The 26,185-nt window shown below is 40.0% G+C and carries 32 protein-coding genes and 3 pseudogenes; 9 read left to right on the top strand and 26 right to left on the bottom strand.

Going from position 1 to position 26,185, the window contains the following annotated elements; translation table 11 throughout:
• Positions 1-1,247 (top strand): hydroxylamine reductase (gene hcp, locus AB5026_RS14955; RefSeq protein ID WP_368213705.1); only part of this gene is annotated, 1,247 nt, incomplete at its 5' end.
• Positions 1,248-1,317: 70 nt separating this feature from the next.
• Here hcp and AB5026_RS14960 read toward each other — a convergent pair.
• The gene (locus tag AB5026_RS14960; RefSeq protein WP_279031211.1) at positions 1,318-2,205 is read right to left on the bottom strand and encodes a helix-turn-helix domain-containing protein; all 888 of its coding nucleotides are present in this window, start codon (positions 2,203-2,205) and stop codon (positions 1,318-1,320) included.
• A gap of 152 nt (positions 2,206-2,357) precedes the next feature.
• Here AB5026_RS14960 and AB5026_RS14965 point away from each other — a divergent pair, with 152 nt between their 5' ends.
• Both AB5026_RS14965 and AB5026_RS14970 read left to right on the top strand, forming a co-directional pair.
• Positions 2,358-2,510, top strand: coding sequence for a hypothetical protein (locus AB5026_RS14965; protein ID WP_015526448.1), 153 nt, complete (start codon positions 2,358-2,360; stop codon positions 2,508-2,510).
• Between the two features lie 3 nt (positions 2,511-2,513).
• Positions 2,514-3,710 carry a sugar MFS transporter gene (locus AB5026_RS14970; RefSeq protein WP_118515752.1) on the top strand — a complete coding sequence of 399 codons (1,197 nt, stop codon included), beginning with the start codon at positions 2,514-2,516 and terminating at the stop codon, positions 3,708-3,710.
• A 70-nt stretch (positions 3,711-3,780) separates the two neighbouring features.
• Here the strand turns inward: AB5026_RS14970 and AB5026_RS14975 are convergent, their stop codons facing one another.
• Both AB5026_RS14975 and AB5026_RS14980 read right to left on the bottom strand, forming a co-directional pair.
• Entirely contained in the window at positions 3,781-4,737 is a 957-nt protein-coding gene (locus AB5026_RS14975; RefSeq protein WP_059086572.1) for a 2-hydroxyacid dehydrogenase, read from the bottom strand.
• Positions 4,738-4,776: 39 nt separating this feature from the next.
• Positions 4,777-6,111 (bottom strand): MATE family efflux transporter, encoded by a 1,335-nt coding sequence (locus AB5026_RS14980; protein ID WP_059086571.1) that lies wholly within the window; start codon positions 6,109-6,111, stop codon positions 4,777-4,779.
• A gap of 20 nt (positions 6,112-6,131) precedes the next feature.
• On the opposite strand from AB5026_RS14980, the pseudogene AB5026_RS14985 reads away from it, so the two are divergent.
• A pseudogene (locus AB5026_RS14985) lies at positions 6,132-6,230 on the top strand (AsnC family transcriptional regulator); the annotation flags it as partial.
• A gap of 29 nt (positions 6,231-6,259) precedes the next feature.
• Here the strand turns inward: AB5026_RS14985 and AB5026_RS14990 are convergent.
• The 7 genes and pseudogenes from AB5026_RS14990 to AB5026_RS15020 form a co-directional block, all read right to left on the bottom strand.
• Positions 6,260-8,890 carry an ATP-dependent RecD-like DNA helicase gene (locus AB5026_RS14990; protein ID WP_256163865.1) on the bottom strand — a complete coding sequence of 877 codons (2,631 nt, stop codon included), beginning with the start codon at positions 8,888-8,890 and terminating at the stop codon, positions 6,260-6,262.
• 122 nt (positions 8,891-9,012) lie between these two features.
• Positions 9,013-9,705, bottom strand: a complete 693-nt coding sequence (locus AB5026_RS14995; protein WP_015526452.1) for an MBL fold metallo-hydrolase — start codon at positions 9,703-9,705, stop codon at positions 9,013-9,015.
• A gap of 258 nt (positions 9,706-9,963) precedes the next feature.
• A complete protein-coding gene (deoC, locus tag AB5026_RS15000) occupies positions 9,964-10,632 on the bottom strand; it encodes a deoxyribose-phosphate aldolase (RefSeq protein ID WP_015526453.1) in 669 nt (222 codons plus the stop codon).
• Between the two features lie 12 nt (positions 10,633-10,644).
• Positions 10,645-11,835 carry a phosphopentomutase gene (locus AB5026_RS15005; protein ID WP_015526454.1) on the bottom strand — a complete coding sequence of 397 codons (1,191 nt, stop codon included), beginning with the start codon at positions 11,833-11,835 and terminating at the stop codon, positions 10,645-10,647.
• A 37-nt stretch (positions 11,836-11,872) separates the two neighbouring features.
• Complete coding sequence (locus tag AB5026_RS15010) at positions 11,873-12,685, bottom strand: purine-nucleoside phosphorylase (RefSeq protein WP_022427082.1); 813 nt, start codon at positions 12,683-12,685, stop codon at positions 11,873-11,875.
• 160 nt (positions 12,686-12,845) lie between these two features.
• The gene (locus AB5026_RS15015; protein WP_173723471.1) at positions 12,846-13,271 is read right to left on the bottom strand and encodes a GNAT family N-acetyltransferase; all 426 of its coding nucleotides are present in this window, start codon (positions 13,269-13,271) and stop codon (positions 12,846-12,848) included.
• A 233-nt stretch (positions 13,272-13,504) separates the two neighbouring features.
• A pseudogene (locus AB5026_RS15020) lies at positions 13,505-13,621 on the bottom strand (8-oxo-dGTP diphosphatase MutT); the annotation flags it as partial.
• 445 nt (positions 13,622-14,066) lie between these two features.
• Here AB5026_RS15020 and AB5026_RS15025 point away from each other — a divergent pair.
• The 3 genes from AB5026_RS15025 to AB5026_RS15035 all read left to right on the top strand — a co-directional run bounded on the left by AB5026_RS15025 (position 14,067) and on the right by AB5026_RS15035 (position 15,385).
• Positions 14,067-14,582, top strand: coding sequence for a helix-turn-helix transcriptional regulator (locus tag AB5026_RS15025; protein WP_092071021.1), 516 nt, complete (start codon positions 14,067-14,069; stop codon positions 14,580-14,582).
• Between the two features lie 136 nt (positions 14,583-14,718).
• Positions 14,719-15,000, top strand: a complete 282-nt coding sequence (locus AB5026_RS15030; protein ID WP_022426100.1) for a nucleotidyltransferase family protein — start codon at positions 14,719-14,721, stop codon at positions 14,998-15,000.
• Positions 14,981-15,385, top strand: coding sequence for an HI0074 family nucleotidyltransferase substrate-binding subunit (locus AB5026_RS15035; protein ID WP_022426101.1), 405 nt, complete (start codon positions 14,981-14,983; stop codon positions 15,383-15,385). Before AB5026_RS15030 ends, AB5026_RS15035 begins: the two co-directional genes overlap by 20 nt.
• A 108-nt stretch (positions 15,386-15,493) precedes the next feature.
• Here the strand turns inward: AB5026_RS15035 and AB5026_RS15040 are convergent, their stop codons facing one another.
• The 11 genes and pseudogenes from AB5026_RS15040 to AB5026_RS15090 all read right to left on the bottom strand — a co-directional run bounded on the left by AB5026_RS15040 (position 15,494) and on the right by AB5026_RS15090 (position 21,656).
• Positions 15,494-15,850, bottom strand: coding sequence for a VOC family protein (locus tag AB5026_RS15040; RefSeq protein WP_015541530.1), 357 nt, complete (start codon positions 15,848-15,850; stop codon positions 15,494-15,496).
• Positions 15,847-16,122, bottom strand: a pseudogene (locus AB5026_RS15045) (MBL fold metallo-hydrolase); the annotation flags it as partial. The gene AB5026_RS15040 and the pseudogene AB5026_RS15045, both read right to left, overlap by 4 nt.
• A 42-nt stretch (positions 16,123-16,164) precedes the next feature.
• Positions 16,165-16,578: a hypothetical protein gene (locus tag AB5026_RS15050; RefSeq protein ID WP_368213709.1), complete on the bottom strand. Its 414-nt coding sequence runs from the start codon at positions 16,576-16,578 to the stop codon at positions 16,165-16,167.
• 15 nt (positions 16,579-16,593) lie between these two features.
• Positions 16,594-18,120, bottom strand: coding sequence for a DNA methylase (locus AB5026_RS15055; protein ID WP_368213720.1), 1,527 nt, complete (start codon positions 18,118-18,120; stop codon positions 16,594-16,596).
• Positions 18,121-18,162: 42 nt separating this feature from the next.
• Positions 18,163-18,372 (bottom strand): DHHA1 domain-containing protein, encoded by a 210-nt coding sequence (locus AB5026_RS15060; protein WP_059086563.1) that lies wholly within the window; start codon positions 18,370-18,372, stop codon positions 18,163-18,165.
• Between the two features lie 18 nt (positions 18,373-18,390).
• Complete coding sequence (locus tag AB5026_RS15065; protein ID WP_019163300.1) at positions 18,391-18,732, bottom strand: arsenate reductase family protein; 342 nt, start codon at positions 18,730-18,732, stop codon at positions 18,391-18,393.
• Position 18,733: 1 nt separating this feature from the next.
• Positions 18,734-19,189, bottom strand: a complete 456-nt coding sequence (locus AB5026_RS15070) for a YaiI/YqxD family protein (protein ID WP_059086562.1) — start codon at positions 19,187-19,189, stop codon at positions 18,734-18,736.
• Between the two features lie 10 nt (positions 19,190-19,199).
• A complete protein-coding gene (locus AB5026_RS15075) occupies positions 19,200-19,568 on the bottom strand; it encodes a VOC family protein (RefSeq protein WP_059086561.1) in 369 nt (122 codons plus the stop codon).
• A 56-nt stretch (positions 19,569-19,624) separates the two neighbouring features.
• Positions 19,625-20,035: a peptide deformylase gene (locus AB5026_RS15080; RefSeq protein ID WP_015526465.1), complete on the bottom strand. Its 411-nt coding sequence runs from the start codon at positions 20,033-20,035 to the stop codon at positions 19,625-19,627.
• A gap of 967 nt (positions 20,036-21,002) precedes the next feature.
• The gene (locus AB5026_RS15085; RefSeq protein WP_059086560.1) at positions 21,003-21,419 is read right to left on the bottom strand and encodes a hypothetical protein; all 417 of its coding nucleotides are present in this window, start codon (positions 21,417-21,419) and stop codon (positions 21,003-21,005) included.
• Positions 21,420-21,440: 21 nt separating this feature from the next.
• The gene (locus AB5026_RS15090) at positions 21,441-21,656 is read right to left on the bottom strand and encodes a hypothetical protein (RefSeq protein ID WP_015526469.1); all 216 of its coding nucleotides are present in this window, start codon (positions 21,654-21,656) and stop codon (positions 21,441-21,443) included.
• Positions 21,657-22,051: 395 nt separating this feature from the next.
• On the opposite strand from AB5026_RS15090, the gene AB5026_RS15095 reads away from it, so the two are divergent.
• Positions 22,052-22,888: an AIM24 family protein gene (locus AB5026_RS15095; protein WP_368213713.1), complete on the top strand. Its 837-nt coding sequence runs from the start codon at positions 22,052-22,054 to the stop codon at positions 22,886-22,888.
• Positions 22,889-23,248: 360 nt separating this feature from the next.
• Here the strand turns inward: AB5026_RS15095 and AB5026_RS15100 are convergent, their stop codons facing one another.
• The 3 genes from AB5026_RS15100 to AB5026_RS15110 are packed head-to-tail and all read right to left on the bottom strand — an operon-like array spanning position 23,249 to position 24,351.
• Positions 23,249-23,467, bottom strand: a complete 219-nt coding sequence (locus AB5026_RS15100) for an aspartate dehydrogenase (protein WP_118512505.1) — start codon at positions 23,465-23,467, stop codon at positions 23,249-23,251.
• A 45-nt stretch (positions 23,468-23,512) separates the two neighbouring features.
• The gene (locus AB5026_RS15105; RefSeq protein ID WP_368213714.1) at positions 23,513-23,761 is read right to left on the bottom strand and encodes a hypothetical protein; all 249 of its coding nucleotides are present in this window, start codon (positions 23,759-23,761) and stop codon (positions 23,513-23,515) included.
• Between the two features lie 44 nt (positions 23,762-23,805).
• Complete coding sequence (locus AB5026_RS15110; RefSeq protein ID WP_368213715.1) at positions 23,806-24,351, bottom strand: TetR/AcrR family transcriptional regulator; 546 nt, start codon at positions 24,349-24,351, stop codon at positions 23,806-23,808.
• A gap of 184 nt (positions 24,352-24,535) precedes the next feature.
• Between AB5026_RS15110 and AB5026_RS15115 the strand changes: the two genes are divergently transcribed.
• Positions 24,536-25,312 carry a sulfite exporter TauE/SafE family protein gene (locus tag AB5026_RS15115; protein ID WP_368213716.1) on the top strand — a complete coding sequence of 259 codons (777 nt, stop codon included), beginning with the start codon at positions 24,536-24,538 and terminating at the stop codon, positions 25,310-25,312.
• A gap of 157 nt (positions 25,313-25,469) precedes the next feature.
• Here AB5026_RS15115 and AB5026_RS15120 read toward each other — a convergent pair whose 3' ends face one another.
• Together AB5026_RS15120 and AB5026_RS15125 are read right to left on the bottom strand one after the other, a co-directional pair.
• Positions 25,470-25,847: an SdpI family protein gene (locus AB5026_RS15120; RefSeq protein ID WP_003864540.1), complete on the bottom strand. Its 378-nt coding sequence runs from the start codon at positions 25,845-25,847 to the stop codon at positions 25,470-25,472.
• A gap of 84 nt (positions 25,848-25,931) precedes the next feature.
• Positions 25,932-26,185, bottom strand: a 254-nt coding sequence (locus tag AB5026_RS15125; protein WP_368213718.1) for a 4Fe-4S binding protein, incomplete at its 5' end; no start/stop codon positions are given.

The following is a 26,185-nucleotide window of genomic DNA, read 5'->3' on the forward strand; positions in this document are numbered from 1 at the left end:
TGTGGAATGCCAATGAAGATATCCGCTCCTTGAAATCTCTTATTCTCTTTGGTATCCGCGGAATGGCTGCCTATGCCTATCATGCAAATGTTCTGAATTATGAAGATGCCGAAGTGAATCAGTTCTTCTGCGAGGCATTATCTAAGATCGGTTATGAAGAAAGCACAGAAGCACTGCTTTCCACAGTACTCAAAACAGGAGAGATCAATCTGAAGTGCATGGCACTTCTTGATAAGGCAAATACAGAAACCTATGGAACACCAGAGCCAACTGATGTTACACTTACGGTAGAAAAAGGGCCTTTTATTGTCGTGACCGGACATGATCTGAAAGATCTGCAGCTTTTGCTTGAACAGACTGAGGGAAAAGGAATCAATATCTATACACATGGTGAAATGCTCCCTGCCCATGCCTATCCATTCTTAAAGAAATACTCTCACCTGAAAGGCAATTTCGGAACTGCATGGCAGAATCAGCAGAAAGAATTTGACCATCTTCCGGCCCCTATCCTCTACACTACCAACTGTCTGATGCCTCCAAAAAGCAGCTACGCTGATAGAGTATTTACAACAGAAGTGGTTGCCTTCCCGGGAGCTGTCCATATTGACGAGAAGAAAGACTTCACACCACTTATTGAAAAAGCACTGGAGCTGGGCGGTTACAAAGAAGATCGTATGTTCTCCGGTATCAACGGCGGAAAAAAAGTGACAACCGGTTTTGGTCATGCAGCCATCCTGTCCCATGCAGGTACTGTAGTAGAGGCTGTAAAATCAGGTGCGATCCGCCATTTCTTCCTGGTTGCCGGCTGTGATGGTGCCAAACCAGGTCGAAACTATTATACGGAATTTGTAAAGCAGACACCTTCTGACAGTATCGTTCTCACCCTGGCATGTGGAAAATTCCGTTTCAATGATCTCGATCTGGGAGAGATCGGTGGTCTTCCACGACTGATGGATATGGGTCAGTGTAATGATGCTTATGGTGCGATCCAGGTTGCTGTGGCACTTGCAGATGCATTTGGATGTTCTGTAAATGAACTTCCGCTTTCCTTCGTACTCTCCTGGTATGAACAGAAAGCAGTCTGTATCCTGTTAACCCTCCTGCATCTGGGTATCAAAAATATCCGCCTTGGTCCTTCTCTTCCGGCGTTCCTGTCTCCTAATATTCTGAACTTCCTGGTTGAAAATTATGGTATTGCACCTATCACCACACCGGAAGAGGATATCAAAGCACTGATGAACCAGTAAAAGTAAATTTTTCAAAGCCTTTACAAAATCAACAAAGCCGATACAGGATTCCAAAAGTCCTGCATCGGCTTTATTTACAGGTCTGAAGACTCGGATCAGCCGACAACACTTTTAAACATGTGCAGCGATATTCTGATGGAGTTAAATGATAACGTTTTTTAAACAATCTGCAAAAATAATCAACGTTATGAAATCCGCTTTCATAAGCGATCGTTTTTACTTTTTTATTCGTATTTTTCAATAACCAGGAAGCTGCCTGAAGTCGATATCCTATCAGATAATTAACCGGTGTAGTATGTAAAAAACGGTGGAACAAATTAAGTGCAGTACTTTTGCTGATTCCTATATGCGAAGCAATTTCATCCAGAGACAAATTGCGATTATAGTTTTCATGTATATATTGCATGATCAACTGCACTCTTTTCTGTGCAACTTCATCCACTGTCTGTACATCTCCTTTATCAGATAACTTTACATTTTCATAAAAAGTCAGCCATAAATCCTGCAGCAATGCCAAAGTAGCAAGCTCTTTTATTTTCTCATTCCTCTGTATTTCCATTATTTTTATCATAGTTTGTATGATCTTTGTTTGCCATAGTTCATCAGGCTGAAAACGCTGGAAATATATATTCGATGAAATGATTGGCAAGATATATTTCTTATAGATCAGGCTGTTCTCCGGCGCAATAAATTCCGGCATACATACAAAGTTAGGAATGATACCACCTGATGATGCGTAAAAGCGGTGCAATATTTTAGAATTAATAAAAATTGCTTCTCCTTCTGACAATATAATCTGTTTTTCTCCTATTCCGCATGTAACTTGTCCGGACGCGACATATAAAAACTCAAATTCTCTGTGCCAGTGCCACTCAATACAATGAAAATCAAACAATTCCAGATTATCATAATAATACTGGAATGGATAATCACTGCTTCCATGCTGTTTAATTTCCATGAACTCCTCGTCTGTAAGTATTTTATTATAATCCATCCCATATCACGTTCTTTCTTTTTTACGATATTATACAGTATTTCTATAATTTAATTCAATGTATATATCTGATATTTGCTATATAATCAAGTAAAAAAAAGAAAAGAGGTATTCTTATGATTTTTAAATGGATGAATGAAAGTGAGATCAACATTGAGGGCGACAAAATTGAAATAACCGCACCACCCAGAACAGACTTTTTTGTGGAAGTATTGATGAATGTGAAGATTGAACATAAAACTGTTAAAAACATTCGGAGAGGAAAATAAAAAATGAATGCTATAAAAAAAACTAACTACCATAAGACAAAAATAGCCTGTTATATGGGATTTATCACACAGGCTATTGCGGCAAACTTCGCACCGCTTCTTTTTTTGAAATTTCATAGTGACTACCATATTTCTCTCGGTAACATTGCTCTGATATCCACTTTCTTCTTTTTCACACAGCTTCTGGTTGATCTGTTCTGTGCCAAATTCGTAGATCATATCGGATATCGTGTGTGCATTGTTGCATCAGAAATATTTGCTGCATTGGGTCTTCTTGGACTGGCATTTTTACCTGATTTTTTACCTGATCCTTTTATTGGAATTATATGTAGTGTTATTGTTTATGCCATCGGAAGCGGTTTAATAGAAGTACTTTGCAGTCCTATTATCGAGGCCTGTCCGTTTGAAAACAAAGAAGCAACTATGAGTCTGCTCCATTCGTTTTACTGTTGGGGAGCTGTTGGGACAATTTTGATTTCCAGCTTATTTTTCCTGATATTTGGAATAGACAGTTGGAAGTGGCTCGCCGTAATATGGGCAATCATTCCTGCAATTAATACTTATAACTTCATGACCTGTCCCATTGAATCTCTGGTTGACAATGGTTCTGGAATGGAAATTAAAGATCTGTTTTCCAAGCCATTTTTCTGGGTTGCAATATGTCTGATGATCTGTTCCGGAGCTTCTGAACTTGCAATGGCTCAATGGGCATCTGCTTATGCAGAATCAGCACTGGGATTATCAAAAGCTCTGGGAGATCTAACAGGTCCCTGCATGTTTGCAGTAACAATGGGAATCAGCCGTATAATTTTTGGTAAATATGGAGAACAGTTAGATTTAATGAAGTTTATGAGTGGTTCAGGCATATTATGCGTTGTCTGTTATCTGCTTACTGCTTTGTCATCCAACCCGATCATCGGACTGATCGGTTGTATTGCATGTGGATTTTCAGTTGGAATCATGTGGCCTGGAACCATCAGTATTTCCTCAAAAACTTTTCCAACAGGTGGAACGGCTATGTTCTCTCTTCTTGCCATGGCAGGAGATTTAGGTGGCAGCATTGGACCTGGAATTGTTGGTCGTATCACTCAGAATGCTGGAAATAATATTAAGATCGGCATGGGATTCGGACTTATTTTTCCAGTAATTCTATTGTTTATGTTATTCCTGCTGTATCGGAAGAAGATATCAAAGCACTGACTTATTGATTGTAATTATATTTTTTCACTCTGCAAACCCGGAAGCTGTATCATCACTTTGTTGCCAGATACTATAGACCTGATACAACATTGATCGGATCCTCTTCCATAAACTTCTTTATATTATCCGCCAGAATAGAAACCAGCCGCTGTCTTGTTTCAAGTCCTTTCCATCCCATATGCGGCGTCAAAAGGACATGATCCATAGTATAAAGAGGGTTGGTTTCTTCAGGTGGTTCGGTTTCCTGAACATCAAGTCCGGCTCCTGCAATCGTACCATTTTCCAATGCTTCTATAAGAGCAGCCTCATCAATAAGTGCACCTCTTGAGGTATTAATGATAAACGCTGAGGGCTTCATAAGTGATAAAGTCTCTTTGTTGATCATATGTTTTGTACTTTCCGTCAATGGACAGTGCATGGAAACATAATCACTATTCCTGAGTAATTCCTCAAGCGATACATAGCGGATACCTTTCTCATCCTCTCTCGGTGTCCTGGTATATACAAGTATGTTCATATCCAACGCCTGTGCGATCTGGATAACTTTCCTGCCAATATGTCCTGCACCTATAACACCAAGTGTTTTACCATTTACCTCAACATGCGGAACCTGAAGATTTCTGGTAAAATTGTCATGATTTCCGCATGCCAGCATCTTCATCTGTACCTGCATTGCAGAACTCAGATTTAATATCATCATAATCGCAGTATGTGCCACACGTTCTGTGCTGTATGCCGGGATATTGCAGACTGTAATCCCCTTCTTCCGTGCTGCTTCAAGATCAATATTATTATATCCTGTACCTGCCTCGCAGATCAGTTTAACAGATTCCGGGAATTTCTGTATCATTTCTGCACTCACAGACATCTCCTTTGTTACAATGATATCTGCACCCTGAATACGCTCTGACAGCTGCTGTTCTGTTGTATCATCATATACTGTAACATCAGAAGATAAAACGGAAAAATCCAGCTTCCCATCAAAATTCATCTTCTTTGCATTCAATACCACACATTTATCGTTCATACTATAAATTCCTCCTTAAATTACTTTAGGCTATCGGGATTATACCGCTTTATCAGTCGGCCATGATCTCCGAAGAGCCACATAGGATATTAAAAAGTTTGCAAACCAACCGGCTGGTACAGCAAGCCAGACAAATACAATGCCAAAACGCGGTGCACAGATCAAAGCAACAGACAGGCGGATCGCCAGGTTTACCATATTTGCAATGAGGAACGGGCGCATGATCCCAAGACCACGAAGAACCCCATCGGTTGCCATTTTGATTCCCATAAAGATGAAGAAGTAACTAAGCCATCTCATATAGCCCTCGGATACCTGATAGGCCAGGGCAGTTCCATCTTTACCAAGGAATAGCGAGGAAATCTGCGTGTGCAGTGTTTCAATGACTATAAAAGCAAGAACTGCAAAACATACATCTAACACCAGTGCAGCGTGATATCCTTTTTTGATCCGTTCAATTTTCTTTGCGCCAAGATTCTGGGAAACATATGGGGAAACCGCATTGCCAATAGAAACAAAAATCAATGAAAAAACATTCTCTACCCGCATCGTCGCCGCATACCCCGCAAGTGCCTGTGTACCGAAGGGATTTACAACAGCCTGTACGATCATCATACCGATGGACACTGTAGACTGCTGAAGAACCGAAGGTACAGCAATTTGAAGCATGGAATGTAACTCCTGCCTGTCAAACCAGTCAAAGCGACTTTTATATCGACGCATCCGGCTAAGGAAAAGCAAAAGTGAAAACACCGCAGAAATTCCCTGTGCTATAAGAGTCGCAAGGGCTGCACCAAACACACCGAGACCAAGTCCGGCCACCATCCAGAGATCCATAAAAATATTTAAGATTGACGAAAATATCAGGAGCCCCAGCGGGATTTTTGATTCGCCTATGGAAGTAAACATATTGGAAAGAATGTTATACATAAACAGAAACGGAAATCCCACGAAATAGACCCTCAGATATAACACTGCATCATCCAGTATATCGCCAGGGGTTTGTAACACACTCATCATCCAGTGGGAAAAGCAAAATCCAAAAACCCCAAGGACTATACTTAGAATTAAAAAGCTAAACAAGGATGTTGACACGATGGTCTTCATTTTTCCATACTCCCTGGCACCGAAATAGCGGCTCACCAGCACACCGGCACCGACACCTGCCCCCAGTGCCACACAAATAAAAACATTGGTCAGCGCTGCACAGGCCCCGACAGCTGCAAGTGCGGAGGAACCAACAAATTGGCCGACGATGATAGAGTCAGCCATATTGTATATTTGCTGAAAAAAGCTGCCCAAAATCATTGGCATTGCAAAAACCGTCAGCGCTTTAAGAGGCGCATCTGTGATCAAATATTCATCTTTTGACATTATCATATTCCTCCACAGGTTTCATAATTTCACTTATTGCTACACTGCCCGGCGTTATCAGCTGCAGCTGCAATACGATCTTATCACGTATTAAAGATATTAAAGGATTACGGCTATAAAAATCAGCCCCCAAAGCCGAGACGTTCTCTCAATGAATTTCCCGACCGATCCATTCCATGATCACATTTACAATATATTCCTGCTCCGCTTCTGTCAATTCCCGTCCTTTCGGAATACGATGCCATTTTTCCAGACATCCCCTGCAACAGGTAGCTGTGGCATGCTGGGCTACAAAAACCGGATGCCCTCTCATCGGTGTCTGTTTTCCATCATTTGGTATTTCTGCCGGTGCAAGACGCTTTCTGATAAAATCACAGGCATGCTCACGTACTTTCTCCATTCCCTTTTCTGATACATAACTCCGATCGTTTGCCTTCAGGGAAAAACTGCTTCTGAACTTTGACTGCGACAGGCGTTTCCAGAGATTTCCCTTATAAACTGCCGGTGTCTCACATACCATAGAAGGCTGGATGCTGCCCTTATAGACGATCATCTTCTTACTGTCGCTTCCATTCTCATTTGCGGTCTCGTCTACTGCTTCTTTCAAAAGCTGTGCCTTCACTTCCTGTGCTTCTTTGCTGTCCGGCTGCAGACGTCTTGCCAGACATGTATTTCTGCCAGTTGTCGTTTCATTTTTTATCGCATAATACACAGCTTTCTTCTCTCCGACAAGTACCAGGATCTTTTTCGCCCTGGTCACACCTGTATAAAGGAGATTTCTCTGCAGCATGACAAAATGACTCATAGTAAATGGCATGACAACGATTGGATATTCGCTTCCCTGGGATTTGTGGATCGTCACTGCATAGGCAAGCGCCAGTTCGTCCAGCTCTGTCACATCATAAATTACTTCCCGTTCATCAAACAGAACTGTCAGTTCCCGTTCTTCCACGTCAACTTTTGTGATAGTCCCAATATCTCCGTTAAATACTTCCTTATCGTAATCATTCCGGATCTGCATCACCTTATCCTTCAGCCGGTACTGTGTGCCGCCTCTCCGCAGAAAGATCTTTGACGGATTCATGGCTTCCTGCAGCACCTGGTTCAGATTTACTGCCCCACATTCGCCTCTCTGCATCGGAGTCAGCACCTGAATATCCTGCAGTGGATCTACATGATAGTATCTCGGCAGGTTCGTCTTACAATATTGGATGATAGTATCCACCACTTCCTGATTACTCTCTTTGGTGGCAAAGAAAAAGTCGGCATCTTTCCCGCCTCTCATATCAATGCCTTCCCCTCTATTGATCCGGTGTGCATTCATGATGATCCGACTTCCCTGTGCCTGACGGAAAATCCGTGTCAGACGAACTACAGGAACACATCCGGAATCAATAATATCTCTGAGAACATTGCCCGCTCCGACACTTGGTAGCTGATCAATGTCGCCTACCAGAATCAGAGACATCTGCTGCGGCAATGCTTTTAAAAGATTATACATCAGCATAATATCGATCATGGAACATTCATCCAGTATCAGCACATCTCCTTCCAGCGGATGCTCTTCATTTTTCTGATAGCCTTCCGGAGGTTTATATTCCAATAACCGGTGAATCGTTTTTGCTTCCATTCCAGTTGCTTCTGACATTCTCTTTGCTGCTCTTCCAGTCGGTGCAGCAAGAATGATCTGACATCCAGCCTGCTTATATGCAGAAATAATTCCCAGAGTTGTTGTAGTCTTTCCGGTTCCAGGTCCACCGGTCAGCACCATGACCTTAGAGGAAACCGCTGTCTTTACCGCCTGCCACTGAATCTCGTCATAAGTAATTTCTGATGAAGCTGCTACTTTCTCCAATATTTCTTCCGTATCCTCAGATTTCTTCTTTCCACAGGACATCAACCGAAGCAGCCGCTTTGCACAGCCACTTTCTGAAAAATAATATGGGGGCAGATAAATTGCTTCCCGATCTTCTGCTTCATCTCTGATCACATCATTCGTGCGGATCATCTCATCCAAGGTGATCTCCAGCTCCGGTTCTTCCACTTCCAGAAGTTCCTTTGCCCTTCCAGTCAGCTGTTCTCTTGTTGTATAACAATGACCTGCTTCTGCCAGCTTATTCAATGTATAAAAAATGCCACTGCGCAGACGGACAAATTTGCCTTTGTCAATCCCCATCTTCTGTGCAATGGAATCCGCTGTCTTAAATCCAATTCCCCAGATGTCATCTGCAAGCCGGTATGGGTTCTCCTTTACGATCGCAATGCTCTCACTTCCATACGTCTTGAAAATCTTTGTCGCATGAGAGGTGCTGACCTCATGACTCTGCAGAAAAAGCATGATATTCTTGATCTCTTTCTGCTCCTGCCAGCTTGTTTTGATCCGGTCTACACGTACTTTTCCTATACCTGATACTTTGAGCAGTTCATCTGGTGTCTCTTCAATAACATCCAGTGTATCCTTCCCGAATTTTTCCACAATTCTTTTTGCAAACTTTGGACCAACGCCCTTCACCAGACCGGAACCAAGATATTTTTCGATTCCATATACTGTGGCAGGAAGTGTCTCTTCAAATTTCTCCACCAAAAACTGCCGCCCATATTTGGCATCCATCTTCCACATACCTTCCAGAGACAGCACAGAACCAACATGGGTATCCGGCATCGTGCCAACTACTGTGACAAGATCACTGTAATTCTTCACCGCACATTTCAGAACCGTGTAGCCATTGTCGGCATTCTGATATGTAATTCTCTCAACTACACAACGTAAGTGCTCCATGCCCGTCTCCTTCTACTCATAATTCATTACAAATGACCACAGAATAAAATGCTCTGATCCATAAAAGATCACCAACATACATCCGCTTTACGGCAGAATCTCAAGCCAGTAGCCATCTGGGTCTACGATGAAATTTCTTCTCCTTTTGTACATTCTGTGTTTCTAATGCGTGACTTATATTGCGGATATTCAGTAATAAACCGCTTAATTACATTGGCATCATTCCAGTAATGCATTGGAAAAATGACATTGCAATCTACATTTTTAAGGAAATACAGGATCCCGTCAGCATAGTGATCTCCCTGTCTCGGATCCAAGGGAACAAATGCAGCGTCAAAATGCATACCCTTGATTTTCCTGATCGCCGCGCGATATGCTGAAGTAAGTCTCTGGTTATCAGCTTTCGCCCCACCATCCCAATACCAGTCGTTTAAATCACCGGCATGATAAATGGTACCTTCCTTTGTTTTGACAATAAATGCGACACCACTATCGTTAGATAGCAATGTATCAACTTTGGTTTCATTATCCAAACTATAAGCTTGATCATGATAAACATATGTGATCTTCATATCCGACAAATGATTCCTTTTTCGTATATCATTCGCCAGGATTGCCTGATAAGTCATTCCCATATCATCAAGGATCCCAAAAATTTGTGGGTTAAAATGATCCTTATGGAAGTGACTGCAAAAAACGATCACTTCTTTCTCCTTGTCAAGATTCGGTAATTCACCCTTGTAATAATCAAAAATATAGTAGCAGTCTCTGGTCTCAACCAAAAATCCACTGTGGTTAATGTAAGTAATTTTCATAATATCACCTATATAAATTAACGCCGGTACCGGATAGCAAATCTTTCTTTGCCATGTTTATTTTTCCTTTTTCGAGCGTTTGTAAATTTCACGACAACAGCATTTCTAATGCAGATTTTATCGTATTTTTTAGATTCCGTCCATCCTTTATCCACAGCTGGTAGAAAAATGTGAAATGATACTTTTACAAATTCTATTACTTGTTGTTAGTTCATAATTTATGTATAATCCTGTCTTTGACAGTCCTCTTTCACAGTGTTAATATCCTGCACCAGTGTCCGTATTTTTCAGGATCTTAATAAGACGGCTTGTTCCAAGACGCTCTGCGCCAAGACTGATAAATTTTTCTGCATCATCGAAGGATGAAATTCCACCTGCTGCCTTAACTTTTACATCTTTTCCAATATATTTCTTCATCAGCTCTACATCTGCAAAAGTTGCTCCCGCTGTAGAAAATCCGGTAGAAGTTTTGATAAATTCTGCTCCTGCATTTGTAACGATCTCACACATTTTAATTTTCTCTTCTTCGGTAAGAAGGCATGTCTCAATGATGACTTTGAGGATTCTTCCATCACAAGCTTCATGGATCGCACGAATCTCATTCTCTACTTCCTCATATCTTCCATCCTTTAAAAATCCGATGTTAATAACCATATCGATTTCTGAAGCACCATTTGCAATGGCATCTTTTGTTTCAAATACCTTTACAGCAGTTGTATTATATCCGTTCGGAAAACCGATCACTGTACAAATCGGAAGTTTTCCCGCTACATATTCCGCTGCCTGTTTTACGTAAGCAGCCGGAATACATGCAGATGCAGCCTCATATTTCATGGCATCATCCAGGATTCCTCGAATATCATCCCATGTCGCAGTCTGTCCAAGTAATGTGTGATCCACCTTTTTTAATATATCTTTTTTATCCATTTTACCTTCCTTTTACTTCAGTTCATCCAGAAGAGAACTTCCAATTGTTCCCTCCGGCATCTTAACTTCAAAATTATCTGCGATCGTTGCACCGATTACTGCAAAAGTATTCTGATCTTCCAGTTTTCCGTATCCCTCCATAGATGGAGAATAAGCAAAAAATGGTACTTTTTCTCTTGTGTGATCAGTTCCTGTATGCGTCGGATCATTTCCGTGGTCAGCTGTAATGATCAGAAGGTCATCCTCACGAAGCTCATCAAGAAGTTCACCAAGTTTTACATCAAATCTTTCAAGTTCCTCTGCATATCCCTTTACATTGCGTCGATGTCCCCAAAGAGCATCGAAATCTACAAGATTTACAAAACAAAGCCCCTCAAACTCTCTTTTCGCAATGTCAATTGTCTGCTCCATTCCATGAACAGAGCTTTTTGACTTATTGGACTCTGTCAGTCCCTCGCCGTCAAAAATATCAAAAATCTTTCCAACGGAGATCACATCATAACCTGCATCCTTCAATGCATTAAGCGCAGTTTTTCCGTAAGGCTTCAGTGCATAATCATGGCGGTTGCTGGTACGTTTGAACTCACCTTTTTTCTTGCCAAGGTAAGGTCTTGCAATAACACGTCCGACTTTCCACTCATCCCTCATGGTGATATCACGGGCGATCTCACAGCAGCGATACAGTTCATCCAGTCCGAAAGTCTCCTCGTTTCCGCAGATCTGCAATACAGAATCAGCAGATGTGTAAACGATCATATGACCGGTAGCGATTTCTTCCTCAGCCAGTTCATCCAGGATCTCTGTTCCGCTGGAGCTCTTGTTTCCAATTACTTTATGTCCCGTTCTCTTCTCAAGCTCATCGATCAGCTCTTTTGGAAATCCGGTCTCTGTAAAAGTCTTAAACGGTTTTGTGATGTGAAGCCCCATCATTTCCCAGTGTCCTGTCATAGTATCTTTTCCGGTACTGGCTTCTTTTAAAAATGTATAATAACCCATTGGTCGCTCCACTGCTGCAACCTGTTTCAACGGATGAAGATTTGCAATTCCAAGCTTCTGAAGGTTTGGAATCGTAAATTCATCTACATTCTGGGAAATATGTCCCATAGTATCTGTTCCTTCATCCCCGTACTGGGCTGCGTCCGGCATTTCTCCTGCCCCAAAGGAGTCTATTACAATAGTAAATATTCTCTTATATTTCTTCATAATTTTTGTCTCCTTTCTGCTGTCTTACTTATGGATCTTACATATTTACAACAACTTTTGTTACTAATTCCTTGAAGGATTTCGCTACGCGGTCTGCTGTTTCCTGCACTTCTTTATGGTTAAGCTCTTTTTGGGAAATTCCTGCTGCCATATTTGTGATGCAGGAAATTCCACAGATTTCCATTCCCATGTGCCGGGCAGCCATAGCTTCGCATGCGGTGCTCATTCCAACTGCATCTCCACCCCATCTCTGTGCAAGTCTTACTTCTGCAGGAGTCTCATAATTTGGTCCTGTAAACTGTACATAAACACCTTCCTGAAGTTTGATGTCACATTCTTTTGCACATTTGCGGATCACATCCTGAAGACGGCGGCTGTATACCTCACTCATATCCGGAAATCTGGTTCCCAGCTCATCCATGTTCGGTCCTATCAGAGGACTTGGAACTCCCGTTGTAATGTGATCTGTGATCATCATGAAATCTCCCGGTTTATAGGAAGGATTAGCTCCTCCTGCTGCATTAGTGAGAAGGATTTTTTTCGCACCGAGCATTCCCATAAGACGCGTTGGAAGAACAACATCTGACATTGCGTATCCTTCATAATAATGAACACGTCCCTGCATGATTACAACCGGTGTTTTCTCCACATACCCAAACACAAAACGTCCCTTATGTCCTTTTACAGTAGAAACCGGAAATCCCTCGATGTCCGTATAGTCGATGGTCTGTTCAATCTGAATTCCATCTGCAAAATCTCCAAGTCCGGATCCAAGGATCAGTGCAACTTCTGGTTTGAAATCAATTTTCTTTCTTACGCTTTCCAGGCATGTCATTAATTTTTTATACATGATTACTTCTTCCTTTCTTTTGGGTGTTGTCATTATATTTATGCTTTTTTCATAAAGGCAATTCCTCTGCAATGGTCTTTCCAATGCCCTGCGCGCCTCCCGTCACAATCACTACCTTATTGTTAAACTCCATATAAAATCCTCCCCAAAAATCCGCTTTCTATTTCTGTTGCCACAACATTGTGTATTCTTTTTCACCAGTAGCATCATCGAATCCTTCGCATTGAATATCGAACCCTTCTCTTTGGTAAAAAGAGATGGCTCTGGCATTCTTCTGGTATACGTTTAATCGCAATCTAACTTTTTTATTCTTGATATACTCTAATAAAAGTTTACCTATACCACATGACTGCATTTCATCAGAAACAAAAATACCTTCCATGTATTCGTTACTTAATCCGACAAATCCCTGAATCATTTTATCATCTTCATACACATAGACTTCCGCTTGTAACATCATTTCTTTCACTAATTCATAATTACTTGTCCAATATTGCTCAGGAATAAAATAATGTGCTTTTAAATTGGTCTTTAACCATATGTCAGCAACTCTATCAATATCTATGTTCTGCATCTTTCTGATCATAACAAATATTCTCCACCAACTTTGATTTCTCTGTAACAACCAATCAGCTATATCGTGAATCTCAACCAGAACCACAACCAAAATCTAATATCCTTGAACCTACCGGAAGCATTTTAGTGAACCGCTCCTGTATAACCGTAAAATCTACCAAACGAGTCCCCTAGACAAACATATCCGCATTTTTATTATAATATTCTATTGTTTTGTCCAGGAAGTTTCTCCTCGATCTTAGCTTATTTCATGTACCTTCGGATTTTATCTATCAAAGTGACGTCTGCCGGTAACCAGGCAACACTATCTAACTGATCCCTTGTAAGCCATTTTGCCGCTTCTGCTTCCTTTAATTCAATTCATTGATCACATTCGCATCCATTAATGTAAATCTCCCTCTCGTTTCGTGGTGAGCAAAACAAAATACTCTACTTTATTATACCTTATGGGAGAGGGTTTGTCATTGAAATCTCCAGGAAGCAAGTGTGGCAAAGGCAGCCGAAAGTAACGATAGCAACAAAAAAAACAGTTCCGAACATACTGAGGTTAATCAGTGTATCTGAACCTGTCTTTTCTATGGTCTTTCCAATGAATAGCTGGGCTGGCTTTCCCTTGGAATGGATTATTTAATTGTAAAAAATTCCCGTGAAATGATTTATAAAATAGGTAATTTTACAAAGTCTATTACTTGTTGTTAATTCATAATTTATGTATAATAAAATTAATACAAGAAATACACGCTCAGCATGCGGCCTGGAACATAAATAATCTGCAAGTTTAGCGATATACGAGGAGGAAATTCTCATGGGTAAACAATCCACCAGGGAAAACAAAACAATTTACCAGCTTTGCCGAGAAGCGGCAGGACTTACAAGAGCAGAAGCCAGTGAAAGAATGGATGCTGTCTCTGATTCAAAAATTGAAAAATTTGAATACGAAACACAAGAACCTACGCCTTATGATATCCTCCAGATGGCAGATGCCTATAAAAGACCAGATCTTTGCAATTATTATTGCTCTCACAAATGCGAAATCGGCTATCGTTATGTTCCAGAAATAGAAATGACCGATCTGTCAAATATCATTTTGGAGACAATTGCCAGTTTAAATGAAATCAATCCTCTTACCGGTCGTCTGATCCAGATTGCCCGTGACGGTAAGATTAGCGATGATGAAATGAAAGATTTTGCTTATATCAGTAAAAAACTTGATGAAATTTCTTTAGCCATAGACTCTTTGAATCTTTGGGTAGATAAAACAGCTGGAGAACAAGGGCTCAATCTTGAACTCTTAAATGCCGAAAAAGAAAAATTAAAATAATCCATAACACCACAAAAGGATTACGACTATAGAATAACACCAACCGCAGTCAGTATCTTTAAGGTTGAATTAATCTATAGAAACTGCTATCATATTTTATCAGAATTTTCCAAGTAAAGGAGGACATGAGTGGATCATGAACGTAATGCCAATTTCCGAAATCATCGAAAAAGTAACCATGATTTGCAAAAAAAATAACGTAAAACGCCTTGATTTATTCGGTTCCTTCGCCACAGGCACTGCAACCCCCACCAGTGATATTGATTTTGTAGTATACGGCTGTGATAATCTAATGCAGTTAGAAGATGATCTTCAGAAGATTGAAACGCTAAGGAAAATTGATATTTTTGACTTTGACAGTATAAAAAATGAGTATTTATTGGAGGATATAAAAAAATATGGAAAACAAATTTATTAACCGCTATAACACTTTCTGTAAAAGTCTCTCCAATCTTGCAAAAAGCAAAACAGCCGACCCCAAGACCGATTTTGTTCTCGAAGGAACTGTTCTCAATTTCAGTCTTACTTTCGACATCTCCTGGAAAGTTATGAAAGATATTCTGATCAAAAAAATGGGAATTCTTGATTTTGCAGTTGGCTCTCCACGCGAAACTCTGCAGCAGGCATTTACCAATGGTATTATTGATGATGACACCTGGCTGCAAATGCTGAAATCCAGAAATCATTTGTCTCATGATTACGATGGTACTTTCGCCGCAGAGAAATTTCAGGACATTATAAATATTTATTATCCTCTTTTTGAAAAATTCAAAAACGATGTTGCGAAATATTATAAGCAGTAAACTGTGTTTCGTAGAAGGATCACCTTCAGACTATTTTGTTTATTATAGCCTGAAGGTGATTTTAAAATTGTCAATATACATCCGCTTTATTAGATTTTCCAACCAAATTTACGGCAGGATCTCAAGCCAGTAGCCATCTGGATCTACAATGAAATAGATTCCCATTGCTTCATTTTCGAAACAAATGCATCCCATCTCTTCGTGCTTTTTGTGCGCTGCTTCGTAATCCTCTGCCTGAAATGCCAGGTGAAATTCGCATTCACCCAGATTATATGGCTGTGGATGATCTTTAAGCCAGGTAAGCTCCAACTCAAAATCACTTACATTGTTGCTCAGATACACAATGATAAAATCATCGGTAGTCGTTCTTCTCACTTCGTGCAGATCAAGGGCCTCGTTGTAAAATTTAATAGATCGGTCCAGATCTGATACATTGTAGTTTTCATGAATCATCTTAAATTTCATAATTCTTCTCCTTTTGTACATTCTGTGTTTTTAATGCGTGACTTATATTGCGGATATTCAGTAATAAACCGCTTAATTACATTAGCATCATTCCAGTAATGCATTGGAAAAATGACATTGCAATCTATATTTTTAAGAAAATACAGGATCCCATCAGCATAGTGATCTCCCTGTCTCGGATCTAGGGGGACAAATACAGCGTCAAAATGCATACCTTTGATTTTCCTGATTTCCGCATGATATGCTGAAGTAAGTCTCTGGTTGTCAGCTTTTTCTAGTGAAACATTCTATATTCTCTGCATCTATTTTCACATTTACCACTCTTCACATTTAATATCACTTATCTGCTCGATTGGAATAACCGTTTGATCCGTCATAATGATGGTATGCTCGTATTCGTCTATCTTTTTTACAATACCAGAGCACGTAACATAGGAGCCGCCTGCTTTTTTTTCATCGGGAATAAAATAAGTTATCGATACTTTCTGTTCTATACCGATATTATTTCTGATTATATTGATTTTTTCATTCAGCTGAGCAATCGTTTCCTCGCTCAGTTCCAATCTTTCATCGGTTAATCTTGCCGTTTCCTTTATCGCAGCATCATGTCCGGTCAGGGCTGCAAAAGGAGCAAATTGCGCTGCCCGATCCCGAAGTGGCATTTGCGGATGATTCTTAGAGACCGGATGCGGTAAATTAATGATATCGTCATAAGAATTATTTTTCATCCTCTTTCAACTCCTTTACGCCTTATGACCGCCAATCTGTTCATTTCTGTCCCTGGCGGTTGCACCTTCCTGAAGATTCATCCCCTTCAGTACAGCGTTTTTTCCAAATTTCTTTTTGATACTGAGCATCGCTTCCTGCATACGTTTTTCGCGATCCAGCGCAGCCTCTTCCTCTTCCTGCTTTTTCCTTTGCGCCTCATAATCCGTAAAAAGATCCAGCTGCTCATATACTTCTTCTTTCTTGACAGAACTTTCATCCACAAGCCTGTTCGCTGTGATATTGATTCTTCTGACAAGCAGGTTTCTGTCAACGATCCTGTCATATAACTCTATTACTGCATCCGTTATCATTTTGGTTGAGGAAGTCTGCCGTTTCAGATTGGTCGTTCCATGTGCATGTTTCGGAATTCTTCTTCCATAACGGTCGGTCGTAACCTCTCCATGATACTGCTTTCTCCTGTCGGCATTGTTCAGATTCTCAATATCATAACCAACCGTCAACACGATCTGATCCGTTACAAGCTTCTTATCCACCAAATCCAAAACCATCTGGTCTGTCATCTCTTTAACGACTAATTTTGCTTTTTCAAAATCATAAGGGCAATGAAGTACCTGCCCGGAACAAACACTGTTCGTTTCCGGCTTATAAGCCTTGACCATTTCCATGGTACAGGGCTCATATCCCCAGGCATGGTCGATCAGCAGCTCTGCATTAACACCAAACAACCTATATAACAGGTCTTCATTATATAACTCATTTTCTTTTCCGATGGAACATCTGGCAATATCTCCCATTGTATAAAGCCCGTATTCTTCCAGCTTCTTTGCATATCCTTTTCCTACTCTCCAAAAATCAGTAAGTGGTCTGTGACCCCAGAGTTTCCTTCGGTATGACATTTCATCCAGTTCTGCAATTCGTACACCATCTTTATCTGCTTTAATGTGCTTCGCCACGATATCCATCGCAATCTTACACAGATACATATTCGTTCCGATTCCAGCAGTTGCCGTTATACCTGTCGTTTTCAGCACATCCTGTATCATGGTCATTGCAAGTTCTCTTGCTGTCATATTATAAGTATGCAGATAATCCGTTACATCCATAAATACTTCGTCGATCGAATACGGAAAAATATCTTCCGGCGCAATATATTTCAGATAAATACTGTAAATTCTGGTGCTGTATTCCAAATAGAGGGCCATCCGGGGAGGAGCAACAATATAATCAATCTCCAGTTCCGGATTGGTATCTAATTCTGTGCTGTCATCAGAGGCTCCGATAAAAGTTCTGTTCGGCACTTTCCACCTGCGGGCGCTGTTGACTTCTTTTACTTTTTGAACAACCTCAAATAAACGAGCCCTTCCTGGTATCCCATAACACTTTAATGCTGGCGATACCGCAAGACAGATTGTCTTTTCTGTTCTGCTTTTATCTGCAACCACAAGATTGGTTGTCAAAGGATCGCGATTTCGTTCTTTACATTCCACAGACGCATAGAATGACTTAAGATCGATCGCAATATAGGTTCTTTTCTTTTCCATCATTCTACACCTCCCGATTCTCCTGTGTTCTGTTTCTAATTCTTATTTATCCTGCCCAGAAAACTTTCTCATCATAACAATCCGCTCAAGGATTTCCTGCCTGAATTTTTCAACATCATTCGTCCGTTTGCGCACACCAGCTGCTGCAGCATGTCCACCTCCGCCAAACGTCTGCAGAAGTTCGTTTACATTGATCCATTTTCCATCAGACCAGAAGGAACAACGCCAGCGATTTTCTTCTTCCTCATACATGGTAAAATATCCTGTTTCTTACTTCCACGCCTTCCAGATATCCGGCTGATATCCAAGAGTGGATTGTTTTCCATTACGGACAACCGGTGTCTTAATCACCTGCGGGTTTTCCAGCACCTTCTCAAGTTTATCTTCCTCTGCAATATACTTAATGAGCGCAAGCAGATCCTTATCCTTGCCCTCCCAGTTGATCATATTTTCCAGTCCACCATTTGCCTGGGCAACCGAATTAAATTCACCCTTGCTCATGCCCTTTTCTTTCATATCAATAAACTGAAACTTAATCCCACGTTCTTTAAAGAAACGTTCTGCTTTCTTTGTATCATTACACTTCTTTGTTCCAAAAATCTGTACGTTCAAATCAATTCTCCTTATCCATTGCCATATGTATCATTTTCTCAAAGGATTCTCTAAAATGCTCATCATCCTCCGATGTTCGTTTTCGTGGTCCTTTTAAATGATTCTTTCCGGATGCCCTTCGTGCTTTCTTATTCAGATGCCGTTCCATAAGCATCTGGTCAATATTCTCATTCGTATACCATTTCCCAGATTGATGAATCGCATACGCATTTTTTCCTAATGCCATTGCAGCCACACCGTAGTCCTGTGATACAACAATATCACCTTTATGGCAAATGCTGATCAGTTTATAATCCACGGCATCTGCTCCGGCTCCAACTACGATCACTTCACTGTAATCAGAAGATAACACATGATTGGTATCACACAACAACGTTACCGGAATACTGTGCTCTTTTGCAACTTTTTCAACAATACCGACTACCGGACAGGCATCTGCATCAACAAAAATCTGCATATCTTCTCCTTTAATTACACATAAATGGCGTACGAACCTCGATGAGATTACCACTCGGATCATACAGCCTTACAAGCTTCTGCCCACCTGCAAGTTCTGTTAGTTCAGTGGCATATCGGACGAAATACTTACCGGATTCATATTTTGCAAGCAATCCATCTATGTCAAAATCCTCGAAATACAGTTCCATCCTGTTATTGAATGGAGTGGAAATCTCATCTAGTGTTTTCCCCCATACGTCGGCGTCCTGCAAAACGAGTCCCTCCGATAAGATTACATTACCTTCATTCTTAAGAATCACTTGCAGTCCAAATAAGTCCTTATAAAACTCTATGGATTTTTCTATATCATCTACCACAATCAGTACGTTTTTCAGCATATCCGTCACCTCACAATCCGCTTTGAGTCAAGCGAATATTCGCAATCCGCATGCGGTTAAATAATCTTTCCAGACAAATGATCAATTTCATGCTGGCAGATCTGTGCTGTCCATCCTGACAATTTCTGGCGCTGTTTTTTCCATTTGAAGTCATAATACTCTACTTCTATTTCCTGGTACCTGGTCGTCTTACGAACACCATCCAGCGACAGACAGCCTTCTTCTGTCTCATACATGTCACGTTTTGAAACAATCACCGGATTGAACATCACAACATTTATGAATCCCATATTCACAATGATGATATTCTTCTTTACACCAATCATGTTCGCCGCCATACCAACACAACGTTCTCTGTTCGCCTGCAGCGTATCCTGCAGATCCTTTCCAACCTGGATATCTGCTTTCGTGGCTGGTTCGGATGGCTGACCTAAAAAGAAAACATCTCTTACTATTTGTTTTACCATTTACTTTCTCCTGTACTCTAATTCTTATCTATCTTGACCAGAAATCTTTCTCGTCATAACAATTCGCTCAAATATTTCCTGTTCCTCTTTCATTGTTCCAATATTTTATTATCTAACACCACTTTACAACTTTTTCATAAAAAAATATCGTACAGGACTTTCTGATGTATAATGAATTTGACCCAAAACATTACAAAGGAAAGTGACCTTGTACGACAAAAACATTATACAACGAAAAAACACTGATTGGTAGACTTCATCAATATTTTTTGATTTATTTTGAAACTTTTTCTGTTCCGACAGCAGATACCTTATTTCTGCTGATATTATCCATACTGACCTTGTGTTATAACCTTTCATCTGCCAGTCCTCCTTGGATTTTTCTTCTTTTTTGATGTTATCATCTTACAATAAATGGCTGTGCGAAAATCCCGACAACCAACTGGTTCTATGGCGGAGATAATTGGGCCCTATGGCAGATTAAACGCTGATTAAAGGCCTTTAATTGCCAACTAAACTACGAAGAATTCAAAAATCATGTTGCAGATTTGGAGGCTTCCATTCATGCCACCGATAATAAGATTCAGCAAACGAGACTGGCAATTCAAAATCAACAAGTAATTCAGAAACACTGTGAAGTCTATCGAGCCTGTCGTGACATCATACGTGCTCAGAATTTGGTATTCACAAACTTCCGTCGGCTGAAAAACTGCAGCGACAACAGATGGAACTAGAAGAAGAACTGTCCTCAGCAAAAAAAGAAAAGCAGGATCTCCAGAAGCAACAGAATACCCTGCATATAATTGAAAAAAATTTTGATGCTATGATCCGCAAAGCTGGTATCAAGGTTCCGGAGAAAGCGCCTTCACCAAGAATCTTGAGCTCTTAAATGCCAAAAAAGAAAAATTAAAATAAGCCATAACGCAACGAAAGGCAATGAACCATTTCTGACTCATTGCCTTTTCCTTTACATACGCTGTAATTGATTGACGATACTTTCTGTTCTTCGAATAGCTTCTTCTACCTGTCTTTTTGCATTATTGATTCGATCCTGGACCACCCAGTCCACAACAAATCCATCAAAAAAATAATCCGCAAAAGAAAGAAAATCTCCAGTATCGATATTCAAGTTACATACCATATTTACATCATTTAATTCTCTACTGAAATTACGAAGATCATACTTTGCCTGTTCCATATTCCGTTTGGCCTGATCAATTCTAGAATGTTTTAGCATCGTAGTGAAAAAACCACCGCCAAACATATCTACCAGTCCCCAGTTCTTTGCACTGTTTAAATTTTCTTTTGCTGCCTGAAGACTGTTCAAAGCTCTATGTCCAGCTTCAATTGCTTCTCTTTTTTCTTTTTCAATATCATATCCCATTCGTTTTCTCCTCCTGATCGATTATGAATGTGACGTCACCAATGCTATAATGCCACCGACAATCAACAATGGAAAAGCAATGTACATCAGTCCACCTACAACCATACCAATCAATATCACCGGGAAGAAAATAACTGTGCAAAGTAATTTCATAATTCCCCAGGATGCTCTTAACCCAAAAACAAAAAATTTTCCAACAAACCAAATCATACAAATTGCAAATAATAACGATAACATTTTTTTACTCCTTCTGAAACTCATTCTAATATGTGTCTTTCATTTTTTCTGTTCTTTTTCTGCTAAATATTCAGATGTGTTCTTTATGCCAAGCTTATTACTGAATACCGGATTTTTCTCCATCTTTTCTATTATCCGGATTAATCGAATTCTCTGTGCCGCTTCCATCTGATCACCCCATTTATATTCTGTTTTTTTGTTGATATTGTCACTATAACAAATTTATTTTTCATAATACACATCCACCATGAGGAATTGCATCTTTATATTTCTCGAATTTTGAGAATTCTGTCTTTATATTTCTCTGCACGAATTGTTTCCTATCTATGCTGCCTCTTTTATAATAAGCATATCCGAGCAACATCATAAATTATTATTAAAAGGGAGATTATGCTATGCGAATTGAAAACTTGCAAAATGAAAACAGAAAATATGCGAAAAGTATCGAAAACTTCCATGTGCTTGAATATGTGCAGGATGCCAGCGTTTCACCTATGAATGCAATGAATGAGTATTTCATGAGTAAAATGAATGTCAGAAGAAGACAGGTTGTTATTGATATTGATAAAGACCATTCAGCTGTTATCCAGGCTGGTGCCATGCAATGGATGGGTGGTAATGTACAAGCCACATCTGGTGTAAAAGGTATCGGAGATTTTCTTGGAAAGGCACTCAAGGGTGCGGTTACAAAAGAAACCGCAGTTAAACCGGAATATGTTGGTGAAGGCTGTCTGGTATTAGAACCGACATACAAATATATTATCCTTGTAGACATTGGCAAATGGGGACCAGCCGGAATGACAATTGAAGATGGCATGTTCCTAGCTTGTGATGCAAATGTAAAAAGTAAAGTTGTGGCCAGAAAGAACCTTTCATCAGCAGTATTAGGTAGCGAAGGTCTGTTTAATCTGAGTTTGCAGGGAAATGGTGTAGCTGCACTGGAGTCTAATGTTCCCGAAGATGAATTGATTGAAGTCATATTGGAAAATGATGAACTGAAAATTGATGGAAACCTTGCTGTATGCTGGTCATCAAATCTTGATTTTACCGTAGAAAGATCTACAAAAACACTTGTCGGATCTGCAGTTAGCGGAGAGGGTCTGGTAAATGTTTATCGTGGAACAGGACGGGTACTGATGTGTCCGGTCGCACCGACAACTTCCTTGTTTGAGTCCACTAACACCATAGCAGCTAAAGCTGCTGCTAAATCCAGCAATACATTTGGAAAATAAGTGTAAAATACATTCTCTTGTAACCAACAAACGCCGATATAGGATTATAAAAATCCTGCATCGGCGTTATTAATTGTGATCATTTTATTTTCTTTATTCAGATGAACTGCTTATCATCAATGCAAATTTTTAATTCTTTTCAATTCCATCTGGCATATGATCTTTCTCAGTTATTTTTCGAATGACCCGGCATGGATTTCCAACTATCGTGATATATCATATACGACCAACTATCAGGTTTCCAAGTGCCATTTTCATACACGATTTCTTTTCCAAACGGCCAGAACGCCAGAGTCGCAAATATAATCCAAAGGATATTACCTATAGTTCTCATGACAACATCTCCTCCTCATCCAATGTCTAATATTCTTTTGCAATTTTCTCTGTTATCTCATATATCTCTTTGAATTTTTCTAAGTCCTCCGGTGATCTGATCAGCATGATTTCTTCGATTTTTCCGGTCCGTATGTCTTTGAATCCTGCTACTTCTTCTCCGGTACAAATGCTTGCACGAATAACTGGTTTCATATGTTCTCGGTCATATGTTTTTTTCACGATTTTCTTTTTGAATAATCCCATGCTACCTCCCCATCTCCGAATATCTTCGACAACAAGATCAACTATTTAATTTCTGGAACATTTTTCTGCATCGATTGCCAGTACAAACATCAACGCATCCAACGTATTTCCTGGATCCTGTACATCAATGACATAAGTATCTGACATATGAAACAGTTCTTTATTGACCCGTGCAATTAAATAACCACTTTGATCAAGAATGCTATAATCCCATTCCATAATTGTTCCATCAATATGCCATCCATTGTAATCAATATTATAATGTGGCGTCAGGAATGAGAATTCTTTGCTCAAGCATCCGATATAACTGCCGTTTTTATAAATCCCTAGTTATCAAGTTAATCCACATTGAGAAAATGATACATCAGTACGGCTACTTCCTGTGGTGTTTTGTTGATTGGCTCTGTAATCCACTGTCTTAGGATATAATAAATACCACCTGCATAATAAAAAGTACCAAGTCTCATCGTATCATCATCAACATCAGTAAAATATCCTTTATTTATCAGATTCGGATACTGCTCATTAAATCTCTCATTTAAAAACAATACAAAATCATCATCTGTCCTGTACTGAAAAAGAATTTTTAATATATCAGAATGCTCGTAAAAGTAGCAGCATGCAAGTTCCAGCCATTTCCTCGTGTCACCCTTAGATGCAGCTTTTTCCGCAAATGCTGCAACTTCCTGAAATATTTCATACTTAATATCATTTAATATATCGCGAGGCTCTTCATAATGACGATAAAAGGTCGCTCTATTGATACCAGACTCTATACACAACTGAGTTACTGATATTTTATTTAGATCAGTTTTGCTGAGCAAACGTAAAAGTCCCTCACGCAAAAGCCTCTTGGTCAATGCAATTCTCTGATCATCCTTCATTGCTACATCCCTCTTAATCCTTTTCTGATTTTTCATGCGACAAAACAAAGGTAACTGTTTCATATCTTCCAAAACGGTCGAAACTGGTGTTTGTATATGCGACATTTGTATATTACAATACTAACTGTAGCATATATTGTCAAGTATTTACCACACATGAATTGTCGAATGGAGGACACTCTCGATGGAACTATTATTAAAAATACTCATATGTTTTCTTGCTGGAGCCGGAGCAGGCATCGGAACCGGATTTGCTGGTATGAGTGCAGCTGCAGTTATTGGGCCTATGCTGGCTTCTTTCTTAGGTGTCCCAGCATATGAAGCAGTCGGAATAGGTCTGATTAGCGATGTACTGGCCAGCGCTGTCAGTGCTTACACCTACAAAAAGAGCGGAAATCTGGACGTCAAAAACAGTTTACCCATGATGATTAGCGTTTTGATCGTAACAGTCATCGGTAGTTTTGTTGCAAGTTTTCTACCTGAAAGAGCGATGGGCAGTACCATGCAGATTGCCCTGATCATCCTCGGGCTACGCTTTATCCTAAAACCAGTCACAACCACAAGGGAACAGATGAATGCCGGTTCTGCCAAAGAGCGACTAATGAAAGCGATTATAGGAGGCATTTTCGTCGGTTTTATCTGCGGATTTGTCGGTGCTGGTGGTGGAATGATGATGCTGTTTGTACTGACTTCTTTTCTGGGATATCAGATGCACATGGCGGTTGGAACCAGTGTATTCATCATGGCATTTACCGCACTTACAGGCGGAATCAGTCATTTCGCAATCGGTGGCATGCCAGACATTACGATTATGGTCCTATGCGCCGCATTCACACTTCTCTGGGCTAGAATCGCTGCTATAATAGCCAACAAGTCAGATGCAAAGACCCTTAACCGTGCAGTTGGAGTAGTCATGATTATTACAAGTATAGTGATACTCATCGTAAACAATATAAGTTGAATTCTATGCCTAATACGGATATGAAACAGGCTGCACTCTCAAGTCTCTATGGAATCGGTAACGCCGGTACTGGATATCAAAATCCCGCACCGGCGTTATTAATTGTAATTATCTTACTTTGATATAATCATAAATTGTCAACCCCGTAAACTTGAAGTTATCGTCTTGTTCCATTCTTATCAAAATTCTTTTTTAATGCTATTTCTGTTGGGAGAATAGACCCAATTAAAGGAATAAGTTGAACACCACAGATAATTCCTCCTATACTCCCAACACAATCTTCATTTTTTCCAATCACTAAAAGCATGAATATTACTGTTATCGGCAACATAACCATTCCACAGACATACCAGACTTTACCACAATATTTATGAGCAAATTCCCATGTGTCTTTGTTCTTCATAGACATCGAAGTCCGATATCCAAATACTGAATTTATTTCCTTTGGAGCCTTTTTCATAAAATATCTTCCAAAACCAATCATCGTAAATGGAAGAAGCAAATCCATAATCAACATAAAAATCCAAAACCCCATTGTAAACCTCCTTTACTACAACTTCCGATTTTCTTAATTCTCCAAACTGGAATTTACATGTTTCTCATTGTATTGCTCGCCCTATTATAAATACAATTTGTTTTCCTTCCTACTGGAACAAACCTTTTTCATTTTCAGTCCAGCGATAAAACTGACAAGCTTACTGTAATTTCTTGCTTTCTTCGGACAGACTGCTACACAGTGCATACAAGAAATACACTTATCCTTATCGGTCATCTTCGGATTGTCCAACGGAATGGCACCTGCCGGGCATTCTTTTGCGCACAGACCGCAGGAAGTGCATTTTCCATTTGCAACAGGTTTGAGTGGAACACCAC

This window comes from Blautia sp. RTP21359st1_E11_RTP21359_211015, from assembly GCF_040910705.1.
GTDB classification, from domain to species: Bacteria; Bacillota; Clostridia; order Lachnospirales; family Lachnospiraceae; genus Blautia_A; species Blautia_A fusiformis.

What these genes read in the sequence shown, in the direction of transcription:
- AB5026_RS15060 (WP_059086563.1), bottom strand. Translation starts at nt 18,372, where the DNA reads ATGTATGAGGAAGAAGAAAATCGCTGGCGTTGTTCCTTCTGGTCTGAT.
- AB5026_RS14975 (WP_059086572.1), bottom strand. Translation starts at nt 4,737, where the DNA reads ATGAACGATAAATGTGTGGTATTGAATGCAAAGAAGATGAATTTTGAT.
- AB5026_RS15110 (WP_368213715.1), bottom strand. Translation starts at nt 24,351, where the DNA reads ATGAAGGATGATCAGAGAATTGCATTGACCAAGAGGCTTTTGCGTGAG.
- AB5026_RS15080 (WP_015526465.1), bottom strand. Translation starts at nt 20,035, where the DNA reads ATGGTAAAACAAATAGTAAGAGATGTTTTCTTTTTAGGTCAGCCATCC.
- AB5026_RS15070 (WP_059086562.1), bottom strand. Translation starts at nt 19,189, where the DNA reads ATGCAGATTTTTGTTGATGCAGATGCCTGTCCGGTAGTCGGTATTGTT.
- AB5026_RS14960 (WP_279031211.1), bottom strand. Translation starts at nt 2,205, where the DNA reads ATGGAAATTAAACAGCATGGAAGCAGTGATTATCCATTCCAGTATTAT.
- AB5026_RS14995 (WP_015526452.1), bottom strand. Translation starts at nt 9,705, where the DNA reads ATGAAAATTACTTACATTAACCACAGTGGATTTTTGGTTGAGACCAGA.
- AB5026_RS15040 (WP_015541530.1), bottom strand. Translation starts at nt 15,850, where the DNA reads ATGAAATTTAAGATGATTCATGAAAACTACAATGTATCAGATCTGGAC.
- AB5026_RS15035 (WP_022426101.1), top strand. Translation starts at nt 14,981, where the DNA reads ATGGAAAACAAATTTATTAACCGCTATAACACTTTCTGTAAAAGTCTC.
- AB5026_RS14980 (WP_059086571.1), bottom strand. Translation starts at nt 6,111, where the DNA reads ATGTCAAAAGATGAATATTTGATCACAGATGCGCCTCTTAAAGCGCTG.
- AB5026_RS15050 (WP_368213709.1), bottom strand. Translation starts at nt 16,578, where the DNA reads ATGAAAAATAATTCTTATGACGATATCATTAATTTACCGCATCCGGTC.
- AB5026_RS15005 (WP_015526454.1), bottom strand. Translation starts at nt 11,835, where the DNA reads ATGAAGAAATATAAGAGAATATTTACTATTGTAATAGACTCCTTTGGG.
- AB5026_RS14990 (WP_256163865.1), bottom strand. Translation starts at nt 8,890, where the DNA reads ATGGAGCACTTACGTTGTGTAGTTGAGAGAATTACATATCAGAATGCC.
- AB5026_RS15085 (WP_059086560.1), bottom strand. Translation starts at nt 21,419, where the DNA reads ATGGGATATGATATTGAAAAAGAAAAAAGAGAAGCAATTGAAGCTGGA.
- AB5026_RS14970 (WP_118515752.1), top strand. Translation starts at nt 2,514, where the DNA reads ATGAATGCTATAAAAAAAACTAACTACCATAAGACAAAAATAGCCTGT.
- AB5026_RS15095 (WP_368213713.1), top strand. Translation starts at nt 22,052, where the DNA reads ATGCGAATTGAAAACTTGCAAAATGAAAACAGAAAATATGCGAAAAGT.
- AB5026_RS15100 (WP_118512505.1), bottom strand. Translation starts at nt 23,467, where the DNA reads ATGGGATTATTCAAAAAGAAAATCGTGAAAAAAACATATGACCGAGAA.
- AB5026_RS15010 (WP_022427082.1), bottom strand. Translation starts at nt 12,685, where the DNA reads ATGTATAAAAAATTAATGACATGCCTGGAAAGCGTAAGAAAGAAAATT.
- AB5026_RS15090 (WP_015526469.1), bottom strand. Translation starts at nt 21,656, where the DNA reads ATGTTATCGTTATTATTTGCAATTTGTATGATTTGGTTTGTTGGAAAA.
- AB5026_RS15015 (WP_173723471.1), bottom strand. Translation starts at nt 13,271, where the DNA reads ATGATCAGAAAGATGCAGAACATAGATATTGATAGAGTTGCTGACATA.
- AB5026_RS15030 (WP_022426100.1), top strand. Translation starts at nt 14,719, where the DNA reads ATGAACGTAATGCCAATTTCCGAAATCATCGAAAAAGTAACCATGATT.
- AB5026_RS15120 (WP_003864540.1), bottom strand. Translation starts at nt 25,847, where the DNA reads ATGGGGTTTTGGATTTTTATGTTGATTATGGATTTGCTTCTTCCATTT.
- AB5026_RS15055 (WP_368213720.1), bottom strand. Translation starts at nt 18,120, where the DNA reads ATGGAAAAGAAAAGAACCTATATTGCGATCGATCTTAAGTCATTCTAT.
- AB5026_RS15075 (WP_059086561.1), bottom strand. Translation starts at nt 19,568, where the DNA reads ATGCTGAAAAACGTACTGATTGTGGTAGATGATATAGAAAAATCCATA.
- deoC (WP_015526453.1), bottom strand. Translation starts at nt 10,632, where the DNA reads ATGGATAAAAAAGATATATTAAAAAAGGTGGATCACACATTACTTGGA.
- AB5026_RS15025 (WP_092071021.1), top strand. Translation starts at nt 14,067, where the DNA reads ATGGGTAAACAATCCACCAGGGAAAACAAAACAATTTACCAGCTTTGC.
- AB5026_RS15115 (WP_368213716.1), top strand. Translation starts at nt 24,536, where the DNA reads ATGGAACTATTATTAAAAATACTCATATGTTTTCTTGCTGGAGCCGGA.
- AB5026_RS14965 (WP_015526448.1), top strand. Translation starts at nt 2,358, where the DNA reads ATGATTTTTAAATGGATGAATGAAAGTGAGATCAACATTGAGGGCGAC.